This window comes from Arcticibacterium sp. GJ41-1, assembly GCF_055808875.1.
Window position 1 is genome coordinate 5119706 of record NZ_CM147888.1, and the last position, 24981, is coordinate 5144686.

The window sequence follows — 24981 nt, forward strand, 5'->3', positions numbered from 1 at the left end:
GAGTACCTTTTCTGCAATAATTGTAAGTGGAAAGTATTACCTAGAATCACAATACTGTGTTACTAAGATTTAATAGTTAGATTTCTACTAATTGGTATTTAGTAGCTTTCCCAGATACACTTATAGCTTTAAGCTTGCATTTATGTCCTTTATTATTGGTCAAAATAAGCTGGTCTTCTTCTACAGATTTCAGTCTAGACTTTATAGTTCCAATACTACAGTCGAACTTTACAGTTAGATGTTTTACTAAGTCCTTCTGTTCTTTAATGACACCTATTTCACCAAGCATAAGTGATACTTCATTTGCTACTTTTTCTGTAGGTGCAGATTGTTCTGTATCTCTTTTTAGTTGTTTAACTTCCTGTGGTGTTGCTTTCTCAAAATCCTGCAACTTATCAGAGTATTTAAGATAAAGTGGGGGAATTTGCTTGCTCATCCTGCTCTTGACAAAATTTACTCTAATGAGTTCTGTCTTTGTACCATCCTGTAGATGAATTTGGCTGATACCAAACACATTACTAGATTTGTTTGCAGCCTCACTTCCTAAATGTCCTCGAGCTTTAGTAGTGCCTTGGTTTTCATGTATAATCATTAAAACTGTAGCATCATGCTCCTCACATAAATTCCCTAAGAAGTCTAAAAGTTGGTTGGATTCAGTTATTGAATTAAAATCTTGAATACAGTCACTTGCTACATCAAGAATTATCAATGGTTTAAATAATGCGTGTACTTCTACATATCTACAATACTGCTTTATGGCTCTCTGCCTATGCTCTCTTGGAATATTTTTTATTGATGTGCAGAAAAAAGTTATATCTGACTCTAAGTCTAGTTTAGTATGCTTGTTCATTTGTGCTAATGCATATGGCAACTCCTCACTAATGCTTCTTTCTGAATCAATAATTGCAACTGCAGACCTTGTAGAACTCCCTACTTTAAATCCAAGTTTTCCTTCCTTATTATGGGTAAGTAATAGTGATGCAAAAAAACTAGCTAGTCTACTTTTATGACTGCCAAACTGTCCTTGAATAAGATTAAGGGTGTTTTTCTTAATTACTGGAAATCCTAAATAGGTAATTAATGGCTCACGCCATACAATGGATTTTGAGGCTGTTTTCCTAATGATTTTCTCTGACTTTATCAAATCCCCTAGCCAGTTGTATTTCTTTTGTAACTTGTATATTTCTTCCTCTTCTTCAATTTCAAAAGCTTTTTGTTGCTTTTGAGGAAGTTTTTTGTAATTCTGAGTAGTTTCAGAAGAAGACTGTTCTACCCCTGCTTCTTTAAGTTCTTCATCAGAAAAATCAAAACTAATCTCTGTATCAGGCTCCTTAGATATCCTTTTAGGTTTTTCAGGTTTAAAAGAATCAATATTTTGTGGAACATGCTTCTTACACTTAAACTCATCAGGCTCTAGTAGAATGCCAGTCTTATCAAGAATAAACTGAGAGGCTTCTTCTGTGGTCTTTAAATTGTTGACTAGTCGAATAAATTCAACAAAGCCATATGCCATTTGGTTTTCACAATTGAGAACCCATGGGGCTTTTCTACTTAGAAACATGGAATCTCCAAATAGTTCTATGTTTGGGGATGGGATTGGTTTTCCTTGACCTTGGAAATTGGGAATTACAGTAAAAAAATTCATTAGTTTACTAATTTATTAAGTTCAAAGTATTCCAAACTTTGGAATACGCATAGAACTGCCCAGACACCATAATTACTAGTGTCAAAACAAGACTATGTAACAACCGAAGACCTAGGTCTTCGTAATAAATTAGTAGACTGAGAGTGACCTTTCCACAGGTTTCTTAGGTAAGACTACTGTAAAGACCTCTTTGGATTATTCTAAGAGACCCTGAAAGTAATTTCGTACTTCCATGTACTATATAAGTTACAAAAAAATGAAACCTACATATGTATGTGAAAGAGACATTTCAAGAGCCTATTAAGTTCCTAGGGAGAAAAGGAATCCTGAAAACACTTCTCAATAGACTTACTGCAAGGGATTTACAGGAATAAAAAAACAAGGCTTAATTTTTAAGTTCCTCTGGCATGCCATTGGGCTGTTTGGTTAGAGTGAACTCCACATATGTAAAATTGGGCTCACCTAAATCTGAAATAGATGAAATTACACCAGCTTCTACAAGTGAAGAAGCATAATCTGAATGGTTAAATCTCAGTACAAGTTCGTGCGAATCTATAGAGATTATCTGAAAAACAGTATTATAGTCCTTTTCAATAGAAGCCAAATAGTAGGAAAGGGTTAGAGTATTGCCAGATATGGTTTGCTTGCCTGAAAAAGGACGGAAATTATCAAATCCAAAGGTAAAGAACTCAAAAGTTGAATAAAAGAGGTTGTCCTCATAAAACTCAATATAAGAGTAAGGACCACTATTGTCCACTACCTCACTTCTTTCATCACCATTATCATTTTCAATCACATATACCACTTTCCATGCACCAACTATGCCTGTCTCTGGTTTTATATTATTGCCATTATTCTTGCACGAACTGAGAGACAATAAAAATGGAAGAATAAGGATAAAGAGGGATTTTTGTAGAATCATTGTTGCTGTGTTAAAATTAGCTCGCAAAGGAAGTAAAAAAGAATGTCACCTACTAATTCTGTAGATGACATTTGAAATGGCTATTACTCTGTAAGAAGATTACTATATTTCTTCTTTGTCTGATGGTCAAAATTAGCCAAATAGGCTTGTGTCGTCTTCAAACTAGTATGACCAAAAGCTTCTGAAATATATTCTATTGGTGCTCCATTTGATTTGAGTACAGATGCAAATGAATGCCTTGCTACATAAGTAGTTACAAGCTTATTCAGACCAATTTCCTTACTAATTTTAGACATATTACTGTTTATAACACGAGTGAAATTCTGAATAAGTTGTCTTTCTCTTAAAGGACTGACTTCTTTAGTCAAAATGTCAAACACATAATCTTCATCTCCTAAATATGGATAAGACCATTTGTTCAGGATTTCCTGTGCCAAAGGATGTAGGGGAATTGCAATAGGCTTCTGAATAGATTTTAAGCTTCTCTTTGTCTTTGCTCTTACTACGTGTATTCTATCTGCTTCTACATCTTTCTGTTTAAGGTTAACTATGTCCTTAATATTTATGCCATTACATAAATAACTAAAGAGCCAAAAGTCTTTAGCCTTATCTCTGATAGACATATATTCAGCCTTATAGTCAATAATTAGCTTGATTTCCTGTTTGGTTAGGGCTTTCTTAATGTTCCTGCTAGAAGGAATCTGATACTTCTTCTTAGAAAAAGGGTACTGTGATTTGTTAAAATCCTCAGCTTCAATAGCACAATTAAGAACAGACCTGAGGTTTCTCATATAAATACCAACTGTAGTAGTACTTCTGCCTTGTTCAAGCATCCAAGATTCATACTCTTCAAGAAACTCAGGTATAATATCCTGAAAATCAACATCTCTTTTAAATTTCTGTAGGGAAGCAAGAGCATTTTCCATTGATTGATAAGTAGATACTCTTTCTTCTTTCCTAAGTTTTGATATATACTCTTGGAAATAGGATTCTAATGAGACTACAGCCAAGGTAGACTCAGATTCCGACTCTATGCCATAAAAGGTATTTTTGAAAGTTTGAAAATCAAATACATTAAATACATCAGCTATTTCTTTGGCTCTATGAAGCTCTGACTGGCAAAACTCTCTTATAGCTAATAGGTTCTTATCCCTAAGTTTTGGAGACTCTAACTTGGCATAATCCTCTTCTGATAGATTATAACCAAAAGAATATACTCTAAACTTTCTATTGTAGGTGACTCTAAGCTTTACAGGAAAAGTATTCTCCTTAGAAGCCTTTCTTAGGTCTTGAATGATTTTAAATGTAGGTCTCTTTATACTCATGATTTACATATTTTAGGTGAACAACAAAATGAACAACACTGATATGTAAAAGAGACTGGTTTGTTAAATAGCTTAAGGAGAGTTACCCTTTTCAAGCATTAATGGGCACTTCGCCTTAGCTCAGCTGGTTAGAGCATCTGACTGTTAATCAGAGGGTCCTTGGTTCGAGCCCAAGAGAAGGAGCAAAAAAGCAGCATTCTTGCTGCTTTTTTTATGCCCAGTTTTTAAATTCTGCCGAATTTCTGAGGAATTCATGATACTTTTAGAACATGAATCCAAAATCACATCTGCCAGAACTAGAGAACTCTGAGAACAACAATAAACGTTCAAAGAACTTGAAAAAATGGGCCATAGCGGTAATTACGCTAGCCTTTGTAGGCGTATTTCTCCTGCCCTTTCTGATTACTCACTTCTCTTGGGCCTATGACTTAGGAACCTCCAAGCCTAATGAAATTGGTGACACAATCGGGGGTATACTGTCTCCTTTTATTGGTTTGGTAAGTGCTATTTTAATATACATAACTATTGACCAGCAAATAGAGGCCAACAGAAAAATTCAAAAACAGATAGATAATGAGAGAACGGATAAGTTTGAAGAAACGATATTTCTAGAAACCATAAGAAAACTAGATTTGATTGATAATAAATTACAGAACTTTGAATTGAAGAACGCTTTAAATACAACCGAAGATGCAAGTTCATACTATTCCAAAATGATGGACTATTTAATTTTTGACGAACCCCTTCTTTCTAAAACGAATTCTAAAATTATCATACCTGAAAAATACCCAAAGTTTTTTTTCACCCTGTTTCAAGACTTTCTTTCAACAATCGCCTTTTTCAACTCTAAGGTTAATAGCCAAAAAGCATACATCTCTATTGTTTACAATAGATTTAACGAAATGCGTAAGTTTTTTTATTCTAATGGCATAATAAGAATACAATCTATCCTATTAAAAACACCCTTAACAAACATCTGCTACCTTGATCTCAAAGACATTGACAAACTTAGTAAAGTGAAAGAGTATTTAAATCTTGAATTACAACTTCTTGTTAAACTTGATGAAGATACCCAAACCCAACTTTGGAAAACAAAATCTATTTCATTTATAGATGATATCATAAACGACTATTTAGAGTACTTAAACTATAAGGATTTACTAAAGCTGAAACAGCAAGAAAACATGACAAATGAAGATGTTCCTGATTACATCGACTCTTATAAAGGGCTAGATGAGGATTTTGAAAAATTTGTAAGTAAATTAAAAAAGAAAGGCATATATAAGCTTTAGAATAAATAGAACACTTCACTTATTATTTGTCAAAAGGTAACTGGTAAACACATTTTCTATTCATAAATTCCTTATTTCATTACACCTTTTCGCTCGAAACCTTCCTACACTTTCCTTCCAAAAATGCCTCTATACAACTGTTTTTAAGGGTCTGGTTTATTAGAAAGTCAAGCCTTCTATTTTCTAAAAATTGACAATAGCCGAGTATATGGATTTCGATAAAAAACCAAAGGTTGTGTAATCGTTAAAAAAATCACGCCCCCCCTACTCAAATAGCTCAGCATCATACTCCAATCCAGCAGCAACCTGTACCATGGAGATTCTGACTTTGGTGGGGAAAAACTTTTCGTGGTCTGCTCTTTTGTGAGCTTTTCCTTGTCCGCCGCTATCGTCTTTTATGACTAAGTCCATTTGTTTTATTCCTTCTGACCAAATAATGGATTCGTTCTCCCAAAAGTCATGCATATCAACATCTAGCTCATAGACTCCTTCCTCTGTATATAGCTCTGTTCCTGTACAGCCGTAGCCGTTCCCTTGTCCTTTGTTTGGAATATAACATAGCGTCCACTTGGTCGGCTCGCTGCCTTCTGGTTTTTCTATGACTTCAATACGAATATGAACTGTTCCGTTTCTATAATCAACTGGCGAAGTCCAATCGCTTGGCCTTTCTGCGTTAATCAAATCGCCTTTGACGTAGTAGTGCGATTTATTTGGTATAGCATTATCAGCATCAAATTTTGTATAGTCAAACGTTACATCAAAGAGTGTAAATTGACCAGAAACTGGTTTCTTTTGAGCCGTAAGGCTCATTGAAAATAAAAGAAGGCTAAGCCTTAGTAAATATTTCATGGAGGGCATTGATTTAAAACTCAATAATAAATATAGACATTCTATCAGAAAACTAGCCTAAGTCAAAATAAGCTGGTCAAAAGATAATTTGAATCCAAAAACAAAGCAGACCTCGAATGGGCTTATTACCTTAGCGTAATTTTCCAACCTAAACTTAATTATTACACAAATGACATACGTAGCAAATCCGGCCAGATATGACAAAATGGAGTATCGTAGATGTGGCAAAAGCGGCATCAGACTTCCTGAAATCTCTCTTGGCCTGTGGCATAATTTCGGTGGTGTAGATACTTACGAAACATATAGGTCTATTTTACATACTGCTTTTGATGCAGGTGTGACACATTTTGACCTTGCAAATAACTACGGACCTCCTGCAGGTTCTGCTGAAGAAAACTTTGGCTCTATTCTTAAAAAGGACTTCTTGCCTTACAGAGATGAACTTATCATTTCTTCTAAAGCTGGCTATCTCATGTGGCCTGGCCCATACGGAGAGTGGGGTTCTAGAAAATATCTTATTTCTAGCTGCGACCAAAGTCTAAAAAGAATGGGCTTAGAATATGTAGACATATTTTACTCGCACCGCCCAGACCCAGACACGCCAATGGAAGAAACCATGGGTGCTTTGGACAGTATTGTTCGCTCTGGAAAGGCATTATATGCGGGTTTAAGTAATTATAACCCTGAGCAAACAAAAGAAGCTTTAGCGATATTGAAAGACTTAGGAACACCTTGTTTAATTCATCAGCCAAAATACAGCATGCTAGTTAGGGATGCCGAAGCTGGCCTTATGGATGTTTTAGGAGACAATGGCGTAGGCTGTATCCCTTTCTCTCCACTAGCTCAAGGCTTATTGACAAGTAAATATTTGAAAGGAATACCTGAAGGTTCTCGTGCGGCTTTAGACCACGGTTTCTTGCAAAAAGAGGATCTAAGCGATGGCTTGATAGCAAAAATTCAAAAGCTAAACGATTTGGCCGAAGGCCGAGGACAGTCTTTGGCACAAATGGCCATAGCTTGGTTATTAAAAGACCAAAGAGTAACTACTGTCTTGATTGGTGCTAGACGTGTTTCTCAATTACAAAACTCTTTAGGTGCTTTAGAAAACAAAGCGTTTTCTGCTGAGGAGCTTGCTCAAATCGAAACTATTCTAAAGTAATTTATCTTCTCTGCATTTTTTATGCTTAGTATCACTCTATATTTTAACAAAAAAAATGAAATCAATCTTATCTCTTTTAATTTTATCATTTGCCTTCTCTTGTACACCAGTAGAAGAAAAAGCAGCAGAAGTAACAGAAACTATCACAGAGGCTGTCACTGAATTAGAAAACCCATTTATTCATCACGTATATTTCTACTTGAATAACCCTGACAGTGCCGAAGACAGAGCAAAACTGGTAGAAGGTTTGAACAAATTAGCTAAAGTAGAAACTATTCAGAAACATTACATTGGTTTCCCTGCAGCTACAGACAGAGAAGTAATAGTGAAAGACTATGCAGTAAGCTGGATGTGCCTATTCAAAAACATGGAAGAAGAAGAAATGTACCAAGTAGACCCTATTCACTTAAAGTTTGTGGAAGACTATAGTCACCTTTGGAGTACTGTTAAGGTTTATGATTCTATTCAGTAAGTAGAACCAAAAACTACATTATTATTAAGAGCCTAAACGGCAAAAAAGGAAGGGCTTGGCTCTTCCTTTTTCTTTATAGAACGTCTCCTTTAATTTTTCTTTTTGGTGATAAAAGTCATATTATCTTCAGAAAAAGAACCCGAATTTTGAAGAAAAAAAGATGGATTTCACTTACCTCATAGCTGCGATAGTTATCCTCCATTTCCTTATTGGTTTTGCTTACCTTTTCTACAAAATAGGTATAAAAAAGCCTTCTAAGAAAGAAAACAATGAGTCAAGCACCCAACCTCCGCTGCATTAAAGCCTCTACTAGGTCAAATAGCCTTTTGGGCTTTAGCGTACGCCAATTGTCAAACTGAAGCGTCCCGCCAAAATTCAAATAATAGTCAAGTCTATATTTCTGCATTTCCGAGAGAATAAACTCTGGTGCGTTTATGATACTTACCCAGCCATCTTCCACATCGTCAAACCATTCTTCGTAATAATCTTGGTCTCCACCATGAAACTGAAACAGGTTTTCAGCAATCAGGATAAACTTGTCAATTCCGTTTTTCAGCAGCCTGTCAATCACGTTTCTTTTCAGATGCATGATGTCATTATGCAGGGTATCATTCCACTCGCCAAAAAGCTCTAGCACCGCCACATTATTAGTGTAATCAGTATAAAGTAATTTTATATAAAGTGTTTCTGAGCCAATATCATCCCAGCGAGGGTCTATATAGTAGCCATAAACATCATTTTCATAATAAATGCTATACTCCCTTCCGAAAAACGGAGAACGCATGTCTTTATCTGCCTGATAATACTTTTGCCAATTATGATAAGGTTCTATGTCGTGCATTAAAAATCTAAAAGAATATTTGGGTTCTTACCAATTAACGATAAATTCATCAAAACGTGCCAACATTTCTTTACTAACCGTACCCGCCATGCCATTTCCGATAGTAACGTTGTCAATTTTAGTCACGGGTAAAACCTTCTTATTGGTAGAAGTGGTGAACACCTCGTCTGCCTCAAAAATGTCTTTTAAAAATAAATCCGTTTCGCTCACTTCATGGTCTGACTTTGCCAATTCCATAACTGTCCTTCTGGTAATACCTCTTAAAACTCCTGTGGCAGGTGTTTTAATTTGATTGTCTTTGACCAAAAAGATATTGCTCCTACTCATTTCAGATAGAAGACCGCCAGTATGATATAAAACATCAATAGCCCCTGCAGCCTTTATAGCCGGCTGAAGTGACATCACTCTTTTATAATCTGTAGACTTAAGCGTAGGCATATCACGAGAATACTCATGCGTAATTATTGAAATTCCTTCATCAAAAGCCTCAGCTGGCATTTGTGATAGATTTTCTGAACGAATAAGAAAATTCGGCTTTGTCATGGTAGAACTGTCTGGAGCATCTCCACCAGTTAGTAAAAATCGATAAGCTACTTCTTCAGCGTTTGAAAGCTTATAAAGCTCTGTCAAAATTCCAAAAACATCCTCTTGTTTCATACCAAAAGGAATATTTAACAAATCGGCCGAACCTTTAAACCTTTGCCAATACCAATCCCACTGAAAAGGCTTCCCGTTATACGTCCTGAAATAGTCAAACAGGCCATACCCTCTCAGTAGACCCAAGTCGTTTGGACTAATCGTAATATCTTCCGAAGGCATTATTTGCCCATTATACCAACTGTGACTTTTCATCATTGTCTATATTTTAAATCAATACCGATGTAAATTAACAAGATTTCTGAAAGACTATTTCCATAAACTTTGCTGAGCCAAAAGGAAGGTAAATTACTCCCATAAAATCCTTAATAATTTCAAATTAAGGGAGTCTTTCTCAATTTTAAAGAAAGGTGAATACCATTAATTCGAAAAAAATAAAAACTTGAACATTTCTCTATTAACTTTACCGATAAGAAATGTCAAGCATTCAATACAAATACAAACCCGAAAATCTGACGCTCTCAGAGCCAGTAAAATATGACGCCTCCAAGTTAAAAACGGAGGAAATGCTCATTAATATTGGCCCACAGCATCCATCTACCCACGGGGTTTTAAGACTAGAGGTAGTTACAGATGGCGAAATAATCAAAGACGTGGTCCCGCATATGGGATATTTACATCGTTGCTTTGAAAAACATGCTCAATCAGTTCCTTTTAATCAAGCTATCCCATTTGTGGATAGGTTAGATTATGTGGCGGCCATGAATTCTGAACATGTATGGGCTATGGGTGTTGAAAAAATGCTCGGCATAGAAAATGACATTCCCAAGCGAGTAGAATACATCCGCGTTTTAGTAGCTGAGTTAAATAGACTAGCCTCTCATTTTATTGCGATAGGTACCTATGGCTTGGATATTGGAGCAGCTACACCATTTCTTTGGCTCTTTAGAGACCGTGAAACCATCATGAGAATGCTGGAGTGGGCTTCTGGAGCAAGAATGCTTTATAATTATATCTGGATTGGTGGTTTGTTCTATGACCTCCCAGTTGGCTTTGAAGAAAAGTGCTTGGAGTTTGTGAATTACCTTAAGCCAAAACTGGTAGAGCTTCGTCAAATAATTATTGACAATCATATTTTCATTAACAGAACCGCTAATGTAGGCGTTTTACCACTTCAGATGGCAGTAAATTACGGTTGCTCTGGACCTGTCCTTAGAGGAAGCGGTTTGAAATACGACTTAAGAAGAGTTGACGCCTATTCTGTTTACCCTGAAATTGATTTTGACATACCTGTGGGTAAAGGAGAAATGGGAACCATAGGCGACTGCTGGGATAGAAATAATGTTAGGGTTCAAGAATGCACAGAGTCTGTTAAGATTATTGAGCAATGTCTTGAAAAGCTAACTAAAGAACATAAAAGAGATAGAAGTTTTGACCCACAAGCTTTAGTTCCTAAGAAAATTAGGCCAAAAGCAATGGAGTTTTACTGCAGAGCTGAAAACCCTAAGGGCGAGTTAGGCTTCTTTTTTAAGACAAACGGAAAATCTGATATTCCTGAAAGAGCGAAAGTAAGAGCTTGCTCTTTCAATAACTTATCAATACTACCCGAAATATCGCGAGGAACAATGATAGCTGACTTGGTCGCTATTGTAGGTTCAATTGATGTGGTAATGGGTGAAGTAGACAGGTAATAATTACAACTCCCAAACACTTGGGTTTTCATGCCTTCTGAGATGCTTCCTAACCTCCATCCAAAAAGCTAAAACCATATAAATAATAATAGGAGAACCAAGCGTAAAAAAAGATGCGTATATAAAGTACAGTCTAATGCTACTGGCCGAGAAATTCATCTTTTGACCAATTTTAGAACATACGCCAAAAAGCCTACTTTCTACAAGGTATTTAATTTTTTCCATGAAGTGGTTTCTCATTTGAATTTAGCAAAGAACACACTAAGTTAATGCTTTTAAAAGAATTCACTAATCAATTTAGCCCAAACCTACCAGAACAGGTCGTTATAATCCCTTTTATAGACCTTAAAGGACTTGCTTAGACCATTTACACGGCAGAACCGAATAACTAGCTAAAAACAAGCCATTTGTAAAAGAGCTTCATTTTAGACACATTTTTACTGAACAGGTTTGAGCATTTAGAATTAACTTTATATTTCCATCTAACCATAGACATGAATAAAGAACCAAAATTCAAACCCACTTTTGGCGAATATATTAGTAATACCAAAGCTCTAGACAACGAGCTCACTTATATGATAGCCATAGGAGACCCAGATGCCGTACGCTCCCAATTTTATGGCTCTGATATTTTACAAGAAATGCTTAACAGAGACTCGGTAGTTGGGATTAGATTTTCCTATGGAATAAATGAAAACCTCATCCCCAACATCATTTTAACTCCTATAGACACTTATGGCGACATTGTAAATAAACCAACAAATGGTGGCCTAGGTGATGATGGCGACAATCGTGGCGGAGATGGCCCCGTTTGTCCCGATCATTGTTGATAAAAAAATATGACATCGCTAGACAATTTTTTACGTTTTATCTCAAAATACCCAAGTTCAGTATTTGAAAGTGCATGTATTCTAATCCCTTTATTTTTAGGAATAGTAAGGTGGCGACGACTAACGCCAGATATTAAACTAATGTGGGGCTATACTGCCATATTAGCCCTGACTGATATTTCACTTTGGTGGACTGCTCTCCAAGGTATAAACAACTATAAATGGGCTAACTTACAAGAAATACTTATTGCTGGCTGGTTGTTTTATGTGCTTTACAAAATGCTCCACGGGCTTTCATTAAGAGCCTTAAGTATCATTTACATTATTTTTGCCATTATTATTTTTATTGGTTTTGACCTCGTTAATTACTCTGGCAAAATATTCACTTTTAACCGACTCCTTTTCATTGGCTTGTCTTTCATGTTCTTTTATGAATTATTAGAAAAACTAGAAGTAAAAAACCTCTTCCAATACCCAAAATTTTGGTTCTTCACAGGTTTATTGATAAGTAGTTTAGGTACTCTTTTTATGTTTATTTTCACCGAGTATACCACTCACATTAATAATTACTTCCCCACTTTCAGGCACCTAAGAGACTTCTTCAAGTACATCTTTGTTACCTTTATTTCCATAGCTATATTTCTTGATAATAAACATTTTAAGCAAACAATTTAATTAATGGATCCGGTAGTTCAATCTATTCTTATTGGTACTGTTATATTAACCTTAATGGGGTTTTCTGTCGTTGGTTTTGTGGTATATTATCAAAGAAAACAAATTAGAAGCCAAAGAGCCCTAACGCAATTAAAAGAAGTGCATCAAAAGCAAATGCTTAGCAACTCTCTAGCCGTACAAGAAGTAGTTCGTAGAAAAATATCCAATGACCTCCACGACGAAATAGGCGGGCTACTCTCTGCCACAAAGCTTAGCATTAGCTCTCTCAGTAAACAGGTGGATTCCAATGTAGTGGAAAGGGTAAACCATTCAAAACAGCTTGTAACTGAAGCACTAACCCAAGTCAGAAACTTGTCGCGTGACCTTATACCTCGTACTCTTGAGAAATTTGGTCTCGAGCTGGCCATTCAAGAATTTATTCAAAAAATGGAGGAAGCCGCATCCGTTGAGTTTCATTTCAGCCATGAAGACGACTTAGAAAGATTCCATCCCGATTTAGAATTGGCGGTCTATAGAATTATTCAAGAGCTAACTAATAACTCCTTGAAACACGCTGAAGCATCTTTGATTGAAATTGACTTAAGAGTTATTTCCGAAAAACTGCAAATAAAGTTTACAGACAACGGAAAAGGTTTTGATCTTGCAAGTGTACTTTCTTCTGAAAAAGAGGGCTTAGGCTTAGGAAATATTTTTTCTAGGCTTTCTGTAATTGATGGAGAATACACCTTTAACACCAATAAAAATTCTGGTGTCGAATATTTGATATCTATCCCCCAAAAAGTATAAACCATGAAAGATAAAATTAAACTTGCTATTGTAGACGACCATCTCCTTTTTAGACATGGTATGGTTCAGATACTTTCGCAAATTGATGACTTTGAAGTGGTATTAGAGGCGTCAAATGGAAAAGAATTTTTAGAAAAGCTCCCAAGTACTACCGTTGACCTAATTCTTTTAGACATTCAAATGCCAGAAATGGATGGCATTGAGGTCACAGAGCATTTAAGAAAAAAAGATGAGGAGCAGCCCAAAATAATTATCCTATCCATGCACAATGAAGACCAGTATATTCTTCATTTATTAGAAATAGGTGCAAACGGCTATTTATTAAAAGACACCGAACCTGATGAGGTGGAACTTGCTATAAGGAAAGTGAATGGGCAGGGAATTTACTTTACCGATTTTGTAAGCCGTGTTATGCTTAGGAAGGCTACGCTCAAAAAATTGCCACGATCGGGAAAATTCTTTAATTACAAAAAGGACTTATCTGAAAGAGAGCTAGAGGTTTTAACGCTTATTTGTCAAGGACAAACTACCGCAGAAATAGCGGATAAAGTATGTCTAAGCCCAAGGACTGTAGAAGGACACAGAACCAGAATAATGGAAAAGTTGAGCGTTAAAAACACGGCCAGTTTAGTGGCTTTCGCTGTAAAAAATCAATTAATCATGGTTTAAAATTGCGGTAGCCTCTATTTCTACTAAATAGGTTTCCTGAATCATTCTGCTTACCTCTATCATGGTGGTGCAAGGCAATATTTCACCAAAAAACTCGGAATGGGCTTTTCCTATTTTATCCCATTGATCTATATCTTTTACATAAATCCTCGTTCTAACCACATCTTCTAGTTTTCCACCCAGCTGCTCAATAGCATTTTGAATTCGCATCAAAATGAATCTGGTTTGTAAAAACGGGTCATTCTCTCCTACTATTTCGCCACTATTGGTAATAGAAACCGTTCCACTTACTTCAATGGTATTAGCCACTCGTACGGCACGAGAATAGCCGACAGACTCCTCCCAAGACGTTCCTGAACTTAAATTTTTTCTATTCATATTTTATATACGTTTTCTGTACCCTTTTAGTCCAAAATCGCTAACTATAAAAAAAACGAAGTAGACTGAGCACTAGTAGTTTAGAATCAAACCAAGAAAAAGCCCACCCATAATAATTACGTAAGAAGGTATTTTGGTAGTAATCAAAATCAAGAAGGTTATTATGATAGTCCATACCGATATCATAGAGCCAGACATGGTTTCAAAAAGTGAAATTCCTGCTGCTATGGTTAAACCTGTACTGGAGGCATTTATACCTTCTAATGAAGCTCTCACAGCTCGGTATTGTTTTAATTGAGTCCAGAATCGAATCACAAAAAATATCATCAAAATTCCGGGCAGAAAAATACCTAAGGCGGCTACTCCTGCTCCTAGAATTTGACCACTTACCCCCCAATCTCTCATTGACAATGAACCGACAAAGGAGGCTATTGAAAATGTAGGCCCAGGAACCAACTCTGCTATGGCAATTCCTGAAAGAAATTCATCTGCAGATAAATAATGTTTAAACTCTACAAACTCATTGAAAAGTAGAGGTTTCATAATATGACCTCCTCCAAAAGCCAAACTACCGTTTCTGTAAAAATTCTCAAAAAGACGAATAGGAAGGTTTTGAGTAATAGAACCTACGGTGATGGATGCTCCAAAAATCACAGCCCACAAAATGAAATTTCTCCATGCTATTTTTATAGGGCTTTTATCCATCACCTCTTGTTCTTCAAACTTAAAAGAAGACACTATTCCTCCTAAAAGAATAAGAGCAGGGGTAACATAAGGAGAACGGTATAAAAAAGCCATACCTGCTCCCAAAACCATCAAAACCCAACTCGTTTTTGAATGTATCACTTTACGCCCTATCACATACGCAGCATAAAAAATAAATGCGATCCCCATCGGTTTTATAAACCGCGTCATTTTTAGCAATAAATCTTTATCAATAAAAGACACCCCAAGTGCCGCACCAGCCATTATGATGGTAGCTGGTAATATCCAAACCAAAAGTGTAATAATGGCTAAAACAGGCCCTCCTAGCTTAAAGCCTATGGCCGTTAAAGTTTGTGTAGATGTGGGGCCAGGAAGTATTTGACAGAGAGCCTGAAGCTCCATAAGTTCTGCCTCTGTTAAGTATTTATGACGAATAACAAAATACTTTATAAACAAGGTTAGGTGAACATTTGGTCCACCAAAACCAGTCAATGCTATGGTAAGCACATCCCTTAAAAATATAAAGTATCTTATTTTACGCATATTTCACTGCGAGTTCCTTTTGGCTTAGAACCACAATCTACTAAAAAAAGAAATCGATGCACGCACCGATTTCTTTTTTTAGCTTCTCTATCTGAAATTTAAGCCTATTTCATCTCTACTACCTGAAGACTAACGTCAGACCAAGTTTTGTTCATGTGAAGTTCTTTACACGCTTCACCAATAGCTTCTAAAGCCGCGTTTCCACTAAAGTCAGTAAGTATATCAATACTTCCTGTTACTATAGTAGCAGTATCATTTTCTGCAATAGCGAAGTCAAAAGTTTTCTCAACACCATTCATTTTCAATGTTACAGGAATAAGGCCATCTGCCGCAACACCATAAGAACCAGTAATTAATGAGTCAGAAAGGTTATTAAAGAAAAACTCTACCAACTTAGCATCACGTGGTTCGTTGTTCGTGTTTACACTTTTTGCATTGATCGTAAATTCATTTCCTGAAAGGCTAATTTCATCAAAGCTTCCTGGTACACCTACTTTATCTGGTGTTTTAAAGGCCGTCCAAGTCAATGTAGACTTTGCCAAATTAAAATTATAAGCCGTGGCCTCTGTCGTTTCTTCTATTTCTTCCGTATTTGTTGAAGAATTACAAGACACCATTACAGATGTCACAAACATGGCTAAAAGTACTTTTTTCATTTTTGTTATTATTTATTTTTTGAGTCCTAATTCCCTTAATCTTTCTTCTAAAAACTCTCCTGCAGTCATATCCACATATACTTTAGGAGAGGTCTCAGAAATACACGAATCTAATGAGGTCAAATCCATTTCTGCACGTGGGTGCATAAAAAATGGGATTGAGAACCTAGACGTCTTCATTTTTTCAACCGGAGGATTTATAACCCTATGAATGGTTGATTTTAATTTGTGATTTGTTAACCTATCTAACATATCACCCACATTTATTACTATTTGGTCAGGCAATGCAGTCACAGAAATCCATTCTCCATCTGCTCTTAATACCTGCAGTCCATCTGCCGATGCCCCCATTAAAAGCGTTATCAAATTTATATCACCATGAGCCGCTGCCCTAACAGCCCCTTCTTCTAATAATTCAGGATTTTCGATTGGGAAATAATGCAAAGCTCTAAGAATACTATCACCCTGATACACTTTCGCCTCAAAATACTCTTCTGGCAACTCTAAATAAAGTGCTATGGCCTTCAATAAAGTACGCCCTGTATTTTCAAAGATGCGGAAAGTCTCCTTTGTGAATTCTTCAAATTCAGGAACCTCCTCAGGAAAAACATTTCCAGGCATGTCCTCTCTAGGATTTAACTGACCTACGTGGTAAAACTCTTTTAAGTCAGGCTTCTTAAAACCTTTAGCAGTTTCTTTATTTTTACCAATATAACCTCTTTGACCCGCTAACTCTGGAAACTCATATTTTGTTTTTAGAGCACCCTCTTGATAAAAAAACTTCTGCACTGCGGCATATAGCTTCTCTCTTAATTCGTCAGATAAACCATGATTTTTCAAAGCGACAAAGCCTATATTAGTAAAGGCTGCACCTAACTCACCTACAAATTTATTTTTGAGTTTAGAATCTCCCGAAGTAAACTCAGCTAAGTCAATCGAAGGGATAGTGTCTAAAAGTGTTTGTTGAGACATATTCTTGTGAAAATTGTTATTCAAAAATACGAGTTTAATTGCTCTTTTGTCAAAGAAACCGTTTAGAAGTATATCAATGACGTTAATTTATTCGACCTACAAAAATCTATTAATGTAAGTCAGACCTTGTTCTGCTAGCAATACTTCTTCCCAAAGTAATTTCATCAGCATATTCTAAATCTCCACCTATCGGAATCCCTCTCGCTATAGTAGTAATGTGCAAATTGAAGTCTGTTAATTTCTTTTGAAGATAAAAAGCAGTGGTATCTCCTTCCATGGTTGGCGAAAGTGCTAAAATGATTTCTTTCACCTGACCACTTTCCGAAATCCTTTTAATTAGTGTATCAATATTCAAATCGTTTGGACCTATGCCGGCAATGGGTGATATTATTCCCCCTAAAACATGATACTGCCCTTGATACTGAGCTGTATTTTCTATGGCCAATACATCTCTAGTATCTTGAACTACACAAATAATCTGTTCATCCCTATTTATAGAAGTGCATATTTGACACAAGACATCATCAGAGATATTATGACATTGACGGCAGTACGTAGTTTTTGTTCTTAAATCAATCAATGCTTTGGAAAGAGCCATGGTTTTTGATTCGTCGGCTTTCAGTAAATGCAAGGCCAAACGCAATGCAGACTTCTTCCCTATTCCTGGAAGTTTAGAAATCTCATCAATTGCATTTTCAATAAATTTGGAAGGGTAATTCACTTGTTATTTTTGAACTATTAGCGTTTACTTAACCATCACTTCTGCAGAAATACCTCTTTTGCATATTTCGTTTCGCTGCCCTACCAATTCTTCATACTCTCCTGAGTTTACAGCACATTTACCTTTTAAATGAATTATCATGGCACATTGCTCTGCCTGTGTAGGTTCATGATCGCAAACATCCACAAGCGTATCTATCACGTGGTCAAAAGTATTAACGTCATCATTAAAAACCACAAGACTCCATAGTTTAACGTTTTCTACTACCTCGTCTAGGGCTGTGACAATTTCTATTTCCGGACTTTCTTCTGGTTTCATTTACTTAACTCTGTTAAAGCGACACAAAAATATCAAAAAAAGCTACCTTCTTATGCTTATCTTTGAGCCTTTCTGAATAACCAAGCCTTACTTTATGAGTCCCGGATTAGCCATCACCATTCTTTTAGTGTACTTCGCTGTGCTAGTTTTCATTTCAATCAGAACTTCTAAAGGTGCTGATACCAATTCTTTTTTCAATGCCAACAAGGAAGTACCTTGGTATTTGGTGGCATTTGGAATGATAGGTACATCTCTTTCTGGGGTTACTTTTATATCTGTTCCTGGAGCTGTAGGAACCAAAGACTTTTCATACTTTCAAATGGTTTTGGGATATACTCTTGGTTATCTTTTTATTGCCACGGTTCTGATGCCCATTTACTATAAACTAAACCTTATCTCTATTTATACTTATTTAGAGAAACGTTTTGGCTTTTGGTCTTATAAAACGGGTTCTGCCTTTTTCCTTTTGAGTAGAACACTGGGCTCAGCCGTAAGACTTTATATTGCAGCACAAGTGCTCCAAATTGTCATTTATGACCCACTGGGTGTTCCCTTTTGGCTTTCTGTATTAATCACTATTGCTCTTATTTGGATTTATACTTTTAAAGGAGGTATTAAAACAATTGTTATTACTGATACGCTGCAAACTACATTTTTGGTATCTGCAGTAGCCTTAACTATTTATTTAATTACGGCAGAAATGGGCTTAGATTTCAGTGGAATGCTTGATACCGTTTCTTCTAGTTCTTATTCTAATATTTTCTTTTTTGAAGGAGGCTGGTCAGACCCCCAAAACTTCTTTAAACAGTTTTTCTCCGGAGCACTTATTGCCATTGTCATGACTGGCCTTGACCAAGATTTGATGCAGAAAAATCTGGTTTGTAAAAACATTGGCGAAGCCAAGAAAAACATGCTTTGGTTTACCATAGTACTAGTTTTTGTCAATTTAATGTTTTTAGGCTTAGGTGCATTAATGTACATCTATGCACAGAAACAAGGCCTTGATATTCCGGCAAAAACCGACGACCTCTACCCTATGATGGCCTTACAGCATTTTGGTAGTTTAGACTTTGGTATGGCTGGCATGCTAGTAGCCGTTATGTTTTTAATAGGAATTACCGCAGCCACTTACGCCAGTTCTGATTCTGCTTTGACAGCACTTACTACAGCGTTCTGCATTGACTTCTTAAACGTTGAAGGAAAACCAGAAACAGAAAGAAGAAGATTGAAAAATATTACCCACGTAGGCTTCTCTTTACTCTTTTTTGTAGTGATTATGGCTTTCCATGCCTTAAATAGCACTGATGTTATTTCCGCTACTTTTCAGATAGCCAGTTATACTTACGGGCCTTTGTTAGGTTTATTTGCCTATGGTATTTATACCAAGAGAGGGGTGAAAGACAAGTTTGTTCCTTATGTATGTGTTGCGGCCCCTATACTTACCTATGTCTTGGTTCAAATAATAGAAACCCAAACAGCATATCGTTTTGGTTTTGAAAACTTGCTCTTAAACGGAATGCTAACTATTGCGGGTTTATTTGCACTCAAAAACTCTGAAACTAACGTTTCACCAGCTTCTTAGTAAATTGACCTTTCTCAGAATTTACCGTCAGAAAATGAATTCCAGAAGCGTAATCAGTAAGGCTAATGTAAAAGGTTGGCTCTAAAACTGTATCTTTTTGTACTTCAAATAAGACTTTACCGCGGCTATCAAGTATAGTAACTTCTGTATTTTCTGATCTCAATTCTATTGGCAAAGCAATGGCTAACTTCTTCTGAACAGGGTTTGGAAAAACTAGAATCTTAGGCTCTGGTTCTTCTGCTAGTACTACAAAGGTCTCTAGATTATTAACCGGCCACCCTATCTCATTAAGAATAGTCAAAACCTCGCCACTGGGTTTATGAATAGCCAAAGCCGCAAGTATGGAAGGAGACATTATGGAGTATGCATTGGGAGTATCTGTACTAGCGTTGGCATCTCGAAAGTCAACATGTGACAAGCTCGCTCCTTCTTTATACGTTTCAGGAGAATATATCTCTGGTGTTCTTCCTAAGTATTTATTGTTGGTAACATTGAAAATTAATGCATTGCTGACCATTTCTTCTTTCAAATCTTCAGAAGGGTTTTGATAATTAGTTTTATCTACAAGCGACTCTCCTTCTTCAGTTTGAACGAACGTATCAAAAATATAAGGGAAGCTAGATTGCCCCCATTGACCTTCAGATTCATTATTAATTAGCTTCATAGATGAAGAAAAACCCAAACCATGAGCTATCTCATGTAATGCAACGGTAACTAAATCAAACTTTCCTGAAAAAGTAGTTCCATCAGTGCTGTAAGACCAATTTGTATTACTATTTAAAGTCACATTGATATCAAAGTCTCCGTTATTCAAATCTTTACCTGCAATAGCCTCTGCTAATGGGCACACGTACCATACATCTCTATAAGGAGCATTATCGATATTTCTATAAATTCTAGTAGCTCCAGAATATGCCAAAGTGGTACCACCACCTATATTTTCCCATTTTGCATTAATTCTGATAGGTTGGTTTGAAATCAAAATGGTCTCCCAAATACTTACAGCCTTTTCAAAGGCAGTTTCAGCTACATCAGGAAAGTCAGTATAAGAAACATCAATACTGCTCGTAACAGTTCTTCTTGTTTTTTCTGAATCTTCTGCTAAAACCTGAAAGAAAGCATCATGCTTATCAGCATGGCAAACTATTGGCTCAGGAATAGCCGACTCTTGCCCAAAACCTAAAAAAGGCAAGAGGACACAAAACAAAATTAAACTTCGATCAAACAACATAAATTTTAAAATGAATGACTGCTAAAACTAAATACGCTATTAATCAACAAAGCGTAACAAATTTTACACCATTTTTTGGACGAGAATGAAACCATATGTCACATTTTTAAATTAAATAACTAGGTTTGTATCCTAAGGACAAAAAATGGCTCAAAACTTTACTTTCATATTTCTATTTATTCTCGGTGCATTTTTAATGCTGTCCGTGCTTTTAGGAGTTGCAAAACTACTAAGACCTGACAAACCAAACCCTGAAAAAAACTCTTCTTATGAATCTGGAGAAGAAGTTGAGGGAGATGCAGTGGTCAGTTTTAACATCAAATTCTATGTAATAGCCATTATATTCCTACTTTTTGAGGTTGAGTTGGTTTTATTATTTCCTTGGGCTACAGTTTTCGGAAATGCCAACCTAATAAACGAAACGGCAGGAGCTTGGGCTTGGTACGCCATAGGTGAAATGTTTGTCTTTATATTTTTATTGACCCTCGGTCTAGTTTATGCCTGGAAAGAAGGCCATCTAGATTGGATAAAGTCTTCTGTTACCCAAACAGAATTTGAAGCGAAAGTACCAATGTCTGCCTACGAATCTATTAATGAAAAGTATCAATGAATTTTGATTCCTTAGAAAATAGCGAAAGAATTAAAGATGGTCAGGGGGAAGTCATTTTGACAAACCTAGACGAGCTAGCCAACTGGGCTAGAGCAAACTCACTCTGGCCGCTAGGCTTTGGTTTGGCTTGCTGTGCTATTGAGATGATGGCCTCTATGGCGTCAAATTATGATTTAGAGCGTTTCGGGATTTTCCCAAGAAACTCTCCGCGTCAGTCTGACCTTATTATAATTTCAGGAACTGTTACGTTCAAAATGGCCGATAGAATCAAAAGGCTATATGAGCAAATGGCAGACCCTAAGTATGTAATTTCGATGGGAAGCTGCTCTAACTGTGGAGGACCTTACTGGGAGCATGGATACCATGTGGTAAAAGGTGTTGACAGAATTATTCCTGTAGATGTATATGTACCAGGTTGCCCTCCAAGACCAGAAGCCTTAATAGGTGGAATTCTGAAACTTCAAGACAAAATAAAAGGCGAAACGCTTGATTCTATTAAAGAATAAGCCCTCCGCCTTCTGTTTCTAAAAATGCCTTTATTCTAAAAAACCATTTTCTCTTCTCCTCTTAAAACCGTGATGACCTCACTATCCATAAGTCGAGTAATATATCCTTCTGTTTTAGGGAGCTCATAATGGAAGAAAAACTGCATGGTTTTAATCTTACTTTCTAAAAATGCTTTTTGCTCGGCGTTAATTCCTGCATCTTTCAAACCATTTGCTGCCGCATTTGCAATTTTAAGCCATTGCCATGAAATTGTTGCTAAGCTGAACACTTCCATATAAAGTGTAGCATCAGAAAGGAAAAGCTCCACATCGCCAGTAGCAGCTACCTTCATCAGATGTTGGGTTACTTTAGACAGCCGTTCTACCGCATCACCTAATTTCCCTGCATAGGGCTTTAGCTTTTCTATTTGACTTGCCTCTTTAATAGTCTTTGTTATTTCTTCTGCCAAAAGGAACATTGCTTTCCCATCTGCCATCAAAACCTTACGACCCAATAAATCAAGCGACTGAATTCCTGTGGTTCCTTCATAAATTGGCGTAATTCTAATATCTCTATAATACTGCTCTACAGGAAAATCTTCTGTAAAACCATAACCACCAAAAACCTGAACCGCGTCAGAAATTGATTTGACACCAGCTTCACAAGGGTATGTCTTAGCTATTGGCGTAAGTAATTCCAATAGCATATGATACTTCATTCGTTCTTTTTCATCCTCTAGTCTATGTGATAAATCATAATACTTAGATACTTCTGTCAAAAGAGAGATAGAACCTTCTACCACAGCTTTCTGAAAGAACAGCATTCTTCTTACATCTGGATGCTGAATGATAGGAATTTGTGGTGATTCTACGGCCGACTTCTCATTAAGTCTTCTGCTTTGAGGACGCTCTTTTGCGTATTCTAATGAAGCTTGATAAGCTGCAGAAGCAATAGCCGCTCCTGTTACACCTACACCTATTCTAGCCTCGTTCATCATCTGGAACATATAACTCAGCCCTTTATTCTCTTGGCCAATCAAATACGCTACACAGCTATTTGACTTATCGCCAAAGCCCAAATGCATAGCTGGCACTCCCTTTTGACCAAGTTTATGAAATATGCCCACATTGGTCACATCATTAAGCTCTCCGTTTGGTAAAATCTTAGGTACTACAAATAATGAAATACCTTTTGACCCAGACGGGGCTCCTTTAATTCTAGCAATAACTAAGTGCACCACGTTATCACAGCAGTCGTGGTCTCCCGCAGAAATGAATATTTTTTGTCCGGTTAATTTGAATATACCGTCCTCTTCTCTTGTAGCTGAAGCGTTAATATCCGATAAGGACGAACCAGCTTGAGGTTCGGTTAGGCACATAGTACCTTGCCATTTACCTGATAACATTTTTTCTACATACCTCTCTTTTAACTCATCAGAGCCATAAGTAGTAATTAACCTTGCTGAACCTGCGGTCAATCCGCTATAAAGCATCCCATTATTCGCCGCTATCAAGGTAAAGCCAACGGCACTCCCTACCGTCAATGGTAACTGAGAGCCACCATCCTCATAAGAGAAGTCTGCTGATAAGAGTCCTGCCTCACCTATCGCATTTAAATAAGCCTTAATCGATGGATGAACTTTTACTTCGCCATCTACCAATTCAGGTTGATTTTTATCGACAGCCGATAGGTTAGGAAACATGACGGTATCTCCAATATGCTCAGCCGAGTCAAGAACCATTTTAAAGGTTTCTGAATCATGGTCTTCAAAATAAGGTAAGGAGCTTAAGGATGACGCATTATGCACATCCTCCAGAATAAAATCTAGGGTTTTTCTGTCAAAATATTTACTTGCCATTTTAATTGTTTGATGAAGTGATAATTGAAAAATTGTTCTTACATGAAGCCTAGCATTTTAGCGTACTTCATCATTGCTCCAGGGTTAGACACTTTCAATTTCCCAAACATCATAGCGGTCATTGGATTCATTTCACCAGCAGCAATTTTTGCAAAATCGTCCGCCTTTGCTTTTAATGTCACCTCTGGCTCTCCTACCAATCCTTCTAAAAATTCGGCCACACCATCTTTAACAGCAAGTGTATATTGCTCTTCGTTAAAGTCAAAGTGCAAAGCGGTATTCAAATCTTTATTTTCCTCTGGATTTACCTTTTTAGGTACTCTTTCTAAGAATTCTCTAGCGTTCATTAGTTTGTTGTTATTTTTTCTGTAAATATAACAATTTACACTTCTCAATCGTGATTTAGCCTTCACGTTAGACGACTCAAAAGCTTATCTTGTAGATACATTTTAGGCTTAAGCATACCAAAACCGTTAATATTTTTAGGATATTTGCTTTTTGAAAGTAAAAATCTCAAACTTTTCCCTAATTTCTAGTTACTTAATCAAATTGCTTAGTCTAATATGCGTAGTCAGTTGTACGATAAGATGAAGGACGAAGAACTTGTTCGGGAATATGTTTCTACACAGCAGAACATCTATTTTGAAGAGATATATGATCGCTATTCCGAAAAAGTTTACCGTAAATGCTTCTCATTCACTGGAGACACCGCTAAAGCAGAAGACTTGGCTCATGACATTTTCTTAAAGGTTATTACCAAGATTGGTACTTTTAAAGAGAATGCTCGTTTCTCTACCTGGCTTTATTCCATTACATATAATTACTGTATGGATAATATAAGGAAACAGAAAAAAATGCGAGAAGAAGCGTGGGATGATAGAATGGAGTTTATGGAAGAAGAGGTTGACACCGAACTTTTAGGTATGAAAGCAGAAGGATTGCATAAAAGTCTTGAGCAGGTATCTCCCCAAGAAAAAGCAATGCTTTTGATGAAGTATCAAGATGACTTTAGCATAAAGGAAATTGCACAAACTTTTGAATTATCTGAAAGTGCAACTAAAATGAGGTTAATGAGAACAAAGGAGAAAATGAAAAAACTCTACCTAGAGCACGTTGCTTTATTTGCCCTTATTGCACTAAAAATACTGTTATTCTTAAAAAAATAAAC

At 36.5% G+C, this 24981-nt stretch carries 28 protein-coding genes and 1 tRNA gene; 13 read left to right on the forward strand and 16 right to left on the reverse strand.

Annotated features, from left to right (window positions below; translation table 11 throughout):
• Positions 1 to 76: 76 nt before the first annotated feature.
• From AC0L6O_RS21165 to AC0L6O_RS21175, 3 genes are all read right to left on the reverse strand, one after another.
• Entirely contained in the window at positions 77 to 1645 is a 1569-nt protein-coding gene (locus AC0L6O_RS21165) for a hypothetical protein (RefSeq protein ID WP_473305175.1), read from the reverse strand.
• Positions 1646 to 2030: 385 nt separating this feature from the next.
• The gene (locus AC0L6O_RS21170) at positions 2031 to 2567 is read right to left on the reverse strand and encodes a lipocalin-like domain-containing protein (protein WP_473305176.1); all 537 of its coding nucleotides are present in this window, start codon (positions 2565 to 2567) and stop codon (positions 2031 to 2033) included.
• 83 nt (positions 2568 to 2650) lie between these two features.
• Positions 2651 to 3892: a tyrosine-type recombinase/integrase gene (locus AC0L6O_RS21175; RefSeq protein ID WP_473305178.1), complete on the reverse strand. Its 1242-nt coding sequence runs from the start codon at positions 3890 to 3892 to the stop codon at positions 2651 to 2653.
• 114 nt (positions 3893 to 4006) lie between these two features.
• Between AC0L6O_RS21175 and AC0L6O_RS21180 the strand changes: the two genes are divergently transcribed.
• Together AC0L6O_RS21180 and AC0L6O_RS21185 are read left to right on the forward strand one after the other, a co-directional pair.
• A tRNA-Asn gene (locus tag AC0L6O_RS21180) sits at positions 4007 to 4074 on the forward strand.
• A gap of 87 nt (positions 4075 to 4161) precedes the next feature.
• Positions 4162 to 5184, forward strand: coding sequence for a hypothetical protein (locus tag AC0L6O_RS21185; protein WP_473305180.1), 1023 nt, complete (start codon positions 4162 to 4164; stop codon positions 5182 to 5184).
• A gap of 264 nt (positions 5185 to 5448) precedes the next feature.
• Here AC0L6O_RS21185 and AC0L6O_RS21190 read toward each other — a convergent pair whose 3' ends face one another.
• Positions 5449 to 6033, reverse strand: a complete 585-nt coding sequence (locus AC0L6O_RS21190; RefSeq protein WP_473305181.1) for a hypothetical protein — start codon at positions 6031 to 6033, stop codon at positions 5449 to 5451.
• A gap of 169 nt (positions 6034 to 6202) precedes the next feature.
• Between AC0L6O_RS21190 and mgrA the strand changes: the two genes are divergently transcribed.
• A complete protein-coding gene (gene mgrA, locus AC0L6O_RS21195) occupies positions 6203 to 7192 on the forward strand; it encodes an L-glyceraldehyde 3-phosphate reductase (protein WP_473305182.1) in 990 nt (329 codons plus the stop codon).
• A gap of 55 nt (positions 7193 to 7247) precedes the next feature.
• Positions 7248 to 7664 carry a Dabb family protein gene (locus AC0L6O_RS21200; RefSeq protein ID WP_473305183.1) on the forward strand — a complete coding sequence of 139 codons (417 nt, stop codon included), beginning with the start codon at positions 7248 to 7250 and terminating at the stop codon, positions 7662 to 7664.
• Positions 7665 to 7938: 274 nt separating this feature from the next.
• On the opposite strand, the gene AC0L6O_RS21205 is transcribed toward AC0L6O_RS21200, so the two are convergent.
• Both AC0L6O_RS21205 and AC0L6O_RS21210 read right to left on the reverse strand, forming a co-directional pair.
• The gene (locus tag AC0L6O_RS21205) at positions 7939 to 8505 is read right to left on the reverse strand and encodes a hypothetical protein (RefSeq protein WP_473305185.1); all 567 of its coding nucleotides are present in this window, start codon (positions 8503 to 8505) and stop codon (positions 7939 to 7941) included.
• A 27-nt stretch (positions 8506 to 8532) separates the two neighbouring features.
• Positions 8533 to 9360 carry an aminotransferase class IV gene (locus AC0L6O_RS21210; protein ID WP_473305186.1) on the reverse strand — a complete coding sequence of 276 codons (828 nt, stop codon included), beginning with the start codon at positions 9358 to 9360 and terminating at the stop codon, positions 8533 to 8535.
• A 218-nt stretch (positions 9361 to 9578) separates the two neighbouring features.
• Between AC0L6O_RS21210 and AC0L6O_RS21215 the strand changes: the two genes are divergently transcribed.
• Positions 9579 to 10793: an NADH-quinone oxidoreductase subunit D gene (locus AC0L6O_RS21215; RefSeq protein WP_473305188.1), complete on the forward strand. Its 1215-nt coding sequence runs from the start codon at positions 9579 to 9581 to the stop codon at positions 10791 to 10793.
• A 3-nt stretch (positions 10794 to 10796) separates the two neighbouring features.
• Here the strand turns inward: AC0L6O_RS21215 and AC0L6O_RS21220 are convergent, their stop codons facing one another.
• On the reverse strand, positions 10797 to 11018 hold the full coding sequence (locus tag AC0L6O_RS21220) for a PspC domain-containing protein (RefSeq protein ID WP_341227683.1): 222 nt from the start codon (positions 11016 to 11018) through the stop codon (positions 10797 to 10799).
• Positions 11019 to 11287: 269 nt separating this feature from the next.
• Between AC0L6O_RS21220 and AC0L6O_RS21225 the strand changes: the two genes are divergently transcribed.
• Genes AC0L6O_RS21225 through AC0L6O_RS21240 form a run of 4 tightly spaced genes read left to right on the forward strand, consistent with a single transcriptional unit; the run spans position 11288 to position 13753 of the window.
• Entirely contained in the window at positions 11288 to 11623 is a 336-nt protein-coding gene (locus AC0L6O_RS21225; protein WP_473305190.1) for a hypothetical protein, read from the forward strand.
• A 9-nt stretch (positions 11624 to 11632) separates the two neighbouring features.
• Positions 11633 to 12298 carry a hypothetical protein gene (locus AC0L6O_RS21230; protein ID WP_473305192.1) on the forward strand — a complete coding sequence of 222 codons (666 nt, stop codon included), beginning with the start codon at positions 11633 to 11635 and terminating at the stop codon, positions 12296 to 12298.
• 3 nt (positions 12299 to 12301) lie between these two features.
• Complete coding sequence (locus AC0L6O_RS21235; RefSeq protein WP_473305194.1) at positions 12302 to 13084, forward strand: sensor histidine kinase; 783 nt, start codon at positions 12302 to 12304, stop codon at positions 13082 to 13084.
• 3 nt (positions 13085 to 13087) lie between these two features.
• Entirely contained in the window at positions 13088 to 13753 is a 666-nt protein-coding gene (locus AC0L6O_RS21240; protein ID WP_473305195.1) for a response regulator transcription factor, read from the forward strand.
• Here AC0L6O_RS21240 and AC0L6O_RS21245 read toward each other — a convergent pair.
• The 6 genes from AC0L6O_RS21245 to AC0L6O_RS21270 all read right to left on the reverse strand — a co-directional run bounded on the left by AC0L6O_RS21245 (position 13739) and on the right by AC0L6O_RS21270 (position 18046).
• Positions 13739 to 14131, reverse strand: coding sequence for a RidA family protein (locus AC0L6O_RS21245; RefSeq protein WP_473305197.1), 393 nt, complete (start codon positions 14129 to 14131; stop codon positions 13739 to 13741). The genes AC0L6O_RS21240 and AC0L6O_RS21245 overlap by 15 nt on opposite strands.
• 72 nt (positions 14132 to 14203) lie before the next feature.
• Positions 14204 to 15379: a chromate efflux transporter gene (chrA, locus tag AC0L6O_RS21250; protein WP_473305199.1), complete on the reverse strand. Its 1176-nt coding sequence runs from the start codon at positions 15377 to 15379 to the stop codon at positions 14204 to 14206.
• Between the two features lie 104 nt (positions 15380 to 15483).
• Complete coding sequence (locus AC0L6O_RS21255) at positions 15484 to 16035, reverse strand: YceI family protein (RefSeq protein ID WP_473305201.1); 552 nt, start codon at positions 16033 to 16035, stop codon at positions 15484 to 15486.
• Positions 16036 to 16047: 12 nt separating this feature from the next.
• Positions 16048 to 17007, reverse strand: a complete 960-nt coding sequence (locus AC0L6O_RS21260) for an isopenicillin N synthase family dioxygenase (protein ID WP_473305202.1) — start codon at positions 17005 to 17007, stop codon at positions 16048 to 16050.
• 109 nt (positions 17008 to 17116) lie between these two features.
• The gene (recR, locus tag AC0L6O_RS21265) at positions 17117 to 17728 is read right to left on the reverse strand and encodes a recombination mediator RecR (RefSeq protein ID WP_473305203.1); all 612 of its coding nucleotides are present in this window, start codon (positions 17726 to 17728) and stop codon (positions 17117 to 17119) included.
• A gap of 24 nt (positions 17729 to 17752) precedes the next feature.
• Complete coding sequence (locus AC0L6O_RS21270; protein WP_473305205.1) at positions 17753 to 18046, reverse strand: ATP-dependent Clp protease adaptor ClpS; 294 nt, start codon at positions 18044 to 18046, stop codon at positions 17753 to 17755.
• Positions 18047 to 18140: 94 nt separating this feature from the next.
• On the opposite strand from AC0L6O_RS21270, the gene AC0L6O_RS21275 reads away from it, so the two are divergent.
• On the forward strand, positions 18141 to 19628 hold the full coding sequence (locus tag AC0L6O_RS21275) for a sodium:solute symporter (RefSeq protein WP_473305207.1): 1488 nt from the start codon (positions 18141 to 18143) through the stop codon (positions 19626 to 19628).
• Here the strand turns inward: AC0L6O_RS21275 and AC0L6O_RS21280 are convergent.
• On the reverse strand, positions 19606 to 20820 hold the full coding sequence (locus tag AC0L6O_RS21280) for a T9SS type A sorting domain-containing protein (protein WP_473305208.1): 1215 nt from the start codon (positions 20818 to 20820) through the stop codon (positions 19606 to 19608). The genes AC0L6O_RS21275 and AC0L6O_RS21280 overlap by 23 nt on opposite strands.
• Before the next feature lie 184 nt (positions 20821 to 21004).
• Between AC0L6O_RS21280 and AC0L6O_RS21285 the strand changes: the two genes are divergently transcribed.
• Positions 21005 to 21469 carry an NADH-quinone oxidoreductase subunit A gene (locus AC0L6O_RS21285; RefSeq protein ID WP_473305210.1) on the forward strand — a complete coding sequence of 155 codons (465 nt, stop codon included), beginning with the start codon at positions 21005 to 21007 and terminating at the stop codon, positions 21467 to 21469.
• A complete protein-coding gene (locus AC0L6O_RS21290; protein WP_341227697.1) occupies positions 21466 to 21975 on the forward strand; it encodes an NADH-quinone oxidoreductase subunit B in 510 nt (169 codons plus the stop codon). Before AC0L6O_RS21285 ends, AC0L6O_RS21290 begins: the two co-directional genes overlap by 4 nt.
• A 35-nt stretch (positions 21976 to 22010) precedes the next feature.
• On the opposite strand, the gene AC0L6O_RS21295 is transcribed toward AC0L6O_RS21290, so the two are convergent.
• Positions 22011 to 23813, reverse strand: coding sequence for an acyl-CoA dehydrogenase (locus tag AC0L6O_RS21295; RefSeq protein WP_473305212.1), 1803 nt, complete (start codon positions 23811 to 23813; stop codon positions 22011 to 22013).
• A gap of 38 nt (positions 23814 to 23851) precedes the next feature.
• Positions 23852 to 24160, reverse strand: coding sequence for an SCP2 sterol-binding domain-containing protein (locus AC0L6O_RS21300; RefSeq protein ID WP_473305214.1), 309 nt, complete (start codon positions 24158 to 24160; stop codon positions 23852 to 23854).
• Between the two features lie 216 nt (positions 24161 to 24376).
• Here AC0L6O_RS21300 and AC0L6O_RS21305 point away from each other — a divergent pair, with 216 nt between their 5' ends.
• On the forward strand, positions 24377 to 24979 hold the full coding sequence (locus tag AC0L6O_RS21305; RefSeq protein WP_473305215.1) for an RNA polymerase sigma factor: 603 nt from the start codon (positions 24377 to 24379) through the stop codon (positions 24977 to 24979).
• The last annotated feature ends 2 nt before the right edge of the window (positions 24980 to 24981 follow it).

What these genes read in the sequence shown, in the direction of transcription:
- chrA (WP_473305199.1), bottom strand. Translation starts at nt 15,379, where the DNA reads ATGCGTAAAATAAGATACTTTATATTTTTAAGGGATGTGCTTACCATA.
- AC0L6O_RS21170 (WP_473305176.1), bottom strand. Translation starts at nt 2,567, where the DNA reads ATGATTCTACAAAAATCCCTCTTTATCCTTATTCTTCCATTTTTATTG.
- AC0L6O_RS21305 (WP_473305215.1), top strand. Translation starts at nt 24,377, where the DNA reads ATGCGTAGTCAGTTGTACGATAAGATGAAGGACGAAGAACTTGTTCGG.
- mgrA (WP_473305182.1), top strand. Translation starts at nt 6,203, where the DNA reads ATGACATACGTAGCAAATCCGGCCAGATATGACAAAATGGAGTATCGT.
- AC0L6O_RS21215 (WP_473305188.1), top strand. Translation starts at nt 9,579, where the DNA reads ATGTCAAGCATTCAATACAAATACAAACCCGAAAATCTGACGCTCTCA.
- AC0L6O_RS21185 (WP_473305180.1), top strand. Translation starts at nt 4,162, where the DNA reads ATGAATCCAAAATCACATCTGCCAGAACTAGAGAACTCTGAGAACAAC.
- AC0L6O_RS21220 (WP_341227683.1), bottom strand. Translation starts at nt 11,018, where the DNA reads ATGGAAAAAATTAAATACCTTGTAGAAAGTAGGCTTTTTGGCGTATGT.
- AC0L6O_RS21290 (WP_341227697.1), top strand. Translation starts at nt 21,466, where the DNA reads ATGAATTTTGATTCCTTAGAAAATAGCGAAAGAATTAAAGATGGTCAG.
- AC0L6O_RS21295 (WP_473305212.1), bottom strand. Translation starts at nt 23,813, where the DNA reads ATGGCAAGTAAATATTTTGACAGAAAAACCCTAGATTTTATTCTGGAG.
- AC0L6O_RS21285 (WP_473305210.1), top strand. Translation starts at nt 21,005, where the DNA reads ATGGCTCAAAACTTTACTTTCATATTTCTATTTATTCTCGGTGCATTT.
- AC0L6O_RS21190 (WP_473305181.1), bottom strand. Translation starts at nt 6,033, where the DNA reads ATGAAATATTTACTAAGGCTTAGCCTTCTTTTATTTTCAATGAGCCTT.
- AC0L6O_RS21165 (WP_473305175.1), bottom strand. Translation starts at nt 1,645, where the DNA reads ATGAATTTTTTTACTGTAATTCCCAATTTCCAAGGTCAAGGAAAACCA.
- AC0L6O_RS21210 (WP_473305186.1), bottom strand. Translation starts at nt 9,360, where the DNA reads ATGATGAAAAGTCACAGTTGGTATAATGGGCAAATAATGCCTTCGGAA.
- AC0L6O_RS21175 (WP_473305178.1), bottom strand. Translation starts at nt 3,892, where the DNA reads ATGAGTATAAAGAGACCTACATTTAAAATCATTCAAGACCTAAGAAAG.
- AC0L6O_RS21245 (WP_473305197.1), bottom strand. Translation starts at nt 14,131, where the DNA reads ATGAATAGAAAAAATTTAAGTTCAGGAACGTCTTGGGAGGAGTCTGTC.
- AC0L6O_RS21225 (WP_473305190.1), top strand. Translation starts at nt 11,288, where the DNA reads ATGAATAAAGAACCAAAATTCAAACCCACTTTTGGCGAATATATTAGT.
- AC0L6O_RS21200 (WP_473305183.1), top strand. Translation starts at nt 7,248, where the DNA reads ATGAAATCAATCTTATCTCTTTTAATTTTATCATTTGCCTTCTCTTGT.
- AC0L6O_RS21275 (WP_473305207.1), top strand. Translation starts at nt 18,141, where the DNA reads ATGAGTCCCGGATTAGCCATCACCATTCTTTTAGTGTACTTCGCTGTG.
- AC0L6O_RS21270 (WP_473305205.1), bottom strand. Translation starts at nt 18,046, where the DNA reads ATGAAACCAGAAGAAAGTCCGGAAATAGAAATTGTCACAGCCCTAGAC.
- AC0L6O_RS21300 (WP_473305214.1), bottom strand. Translation starts at nt 24,160, where the DNA reads ATGAACGCTAGAGAATTCTTAGAAAGAGTACCTAAAAAGGTAAATCCA.
- AC0L6O_RS21230 (WP_473305192.1), top strand. Translation starts at nt 11,633, where the DNA reads ATGACATCGCTAGACAATTTTTTACGTTTTATCTCAAAATACCCAAGT.
- AC0L6O_RS21235 (WP_473305194.1), top strand. Translation starts at nt 12,302, where the DNA reads ATGGATCCGGTAGTTCAATCTATTCTTATTGGTACTGTTATATTAACC.
- AC0L6O_RS21260 (WP_473305202.1), bottom strand. Translation starts at nt 17,007, where the DNA reads ATGTCTCAACAAACACTTTTAGACACTATCCCTTCGATTGACTTAGCT.
- AC0L6O_RS21205 (WP_473305185.1), bottom strand. Translation starts at nt 8,505, where the DNA reads ATGCACGACATAGAACCTTATCATAATTGGCAAAAGTATTATCAGGCA.
- AC0L6O_RS21240 (WP_473305195.1), top strand. Translation starts at nt 13,088, where the DNA reads ATGAAAGATAAAATTAAACTTGCTATTGTAGACGACCATCTCCTTTTT.
- AC0L6O_RS21255 (WP_473305201.1), bottom strand. Translation starts at nt 16,035, where the DNA reads ATGAAAAAAGTACTTTTAGCCATGTTTGTGACATCTGTAATGGTGTCT.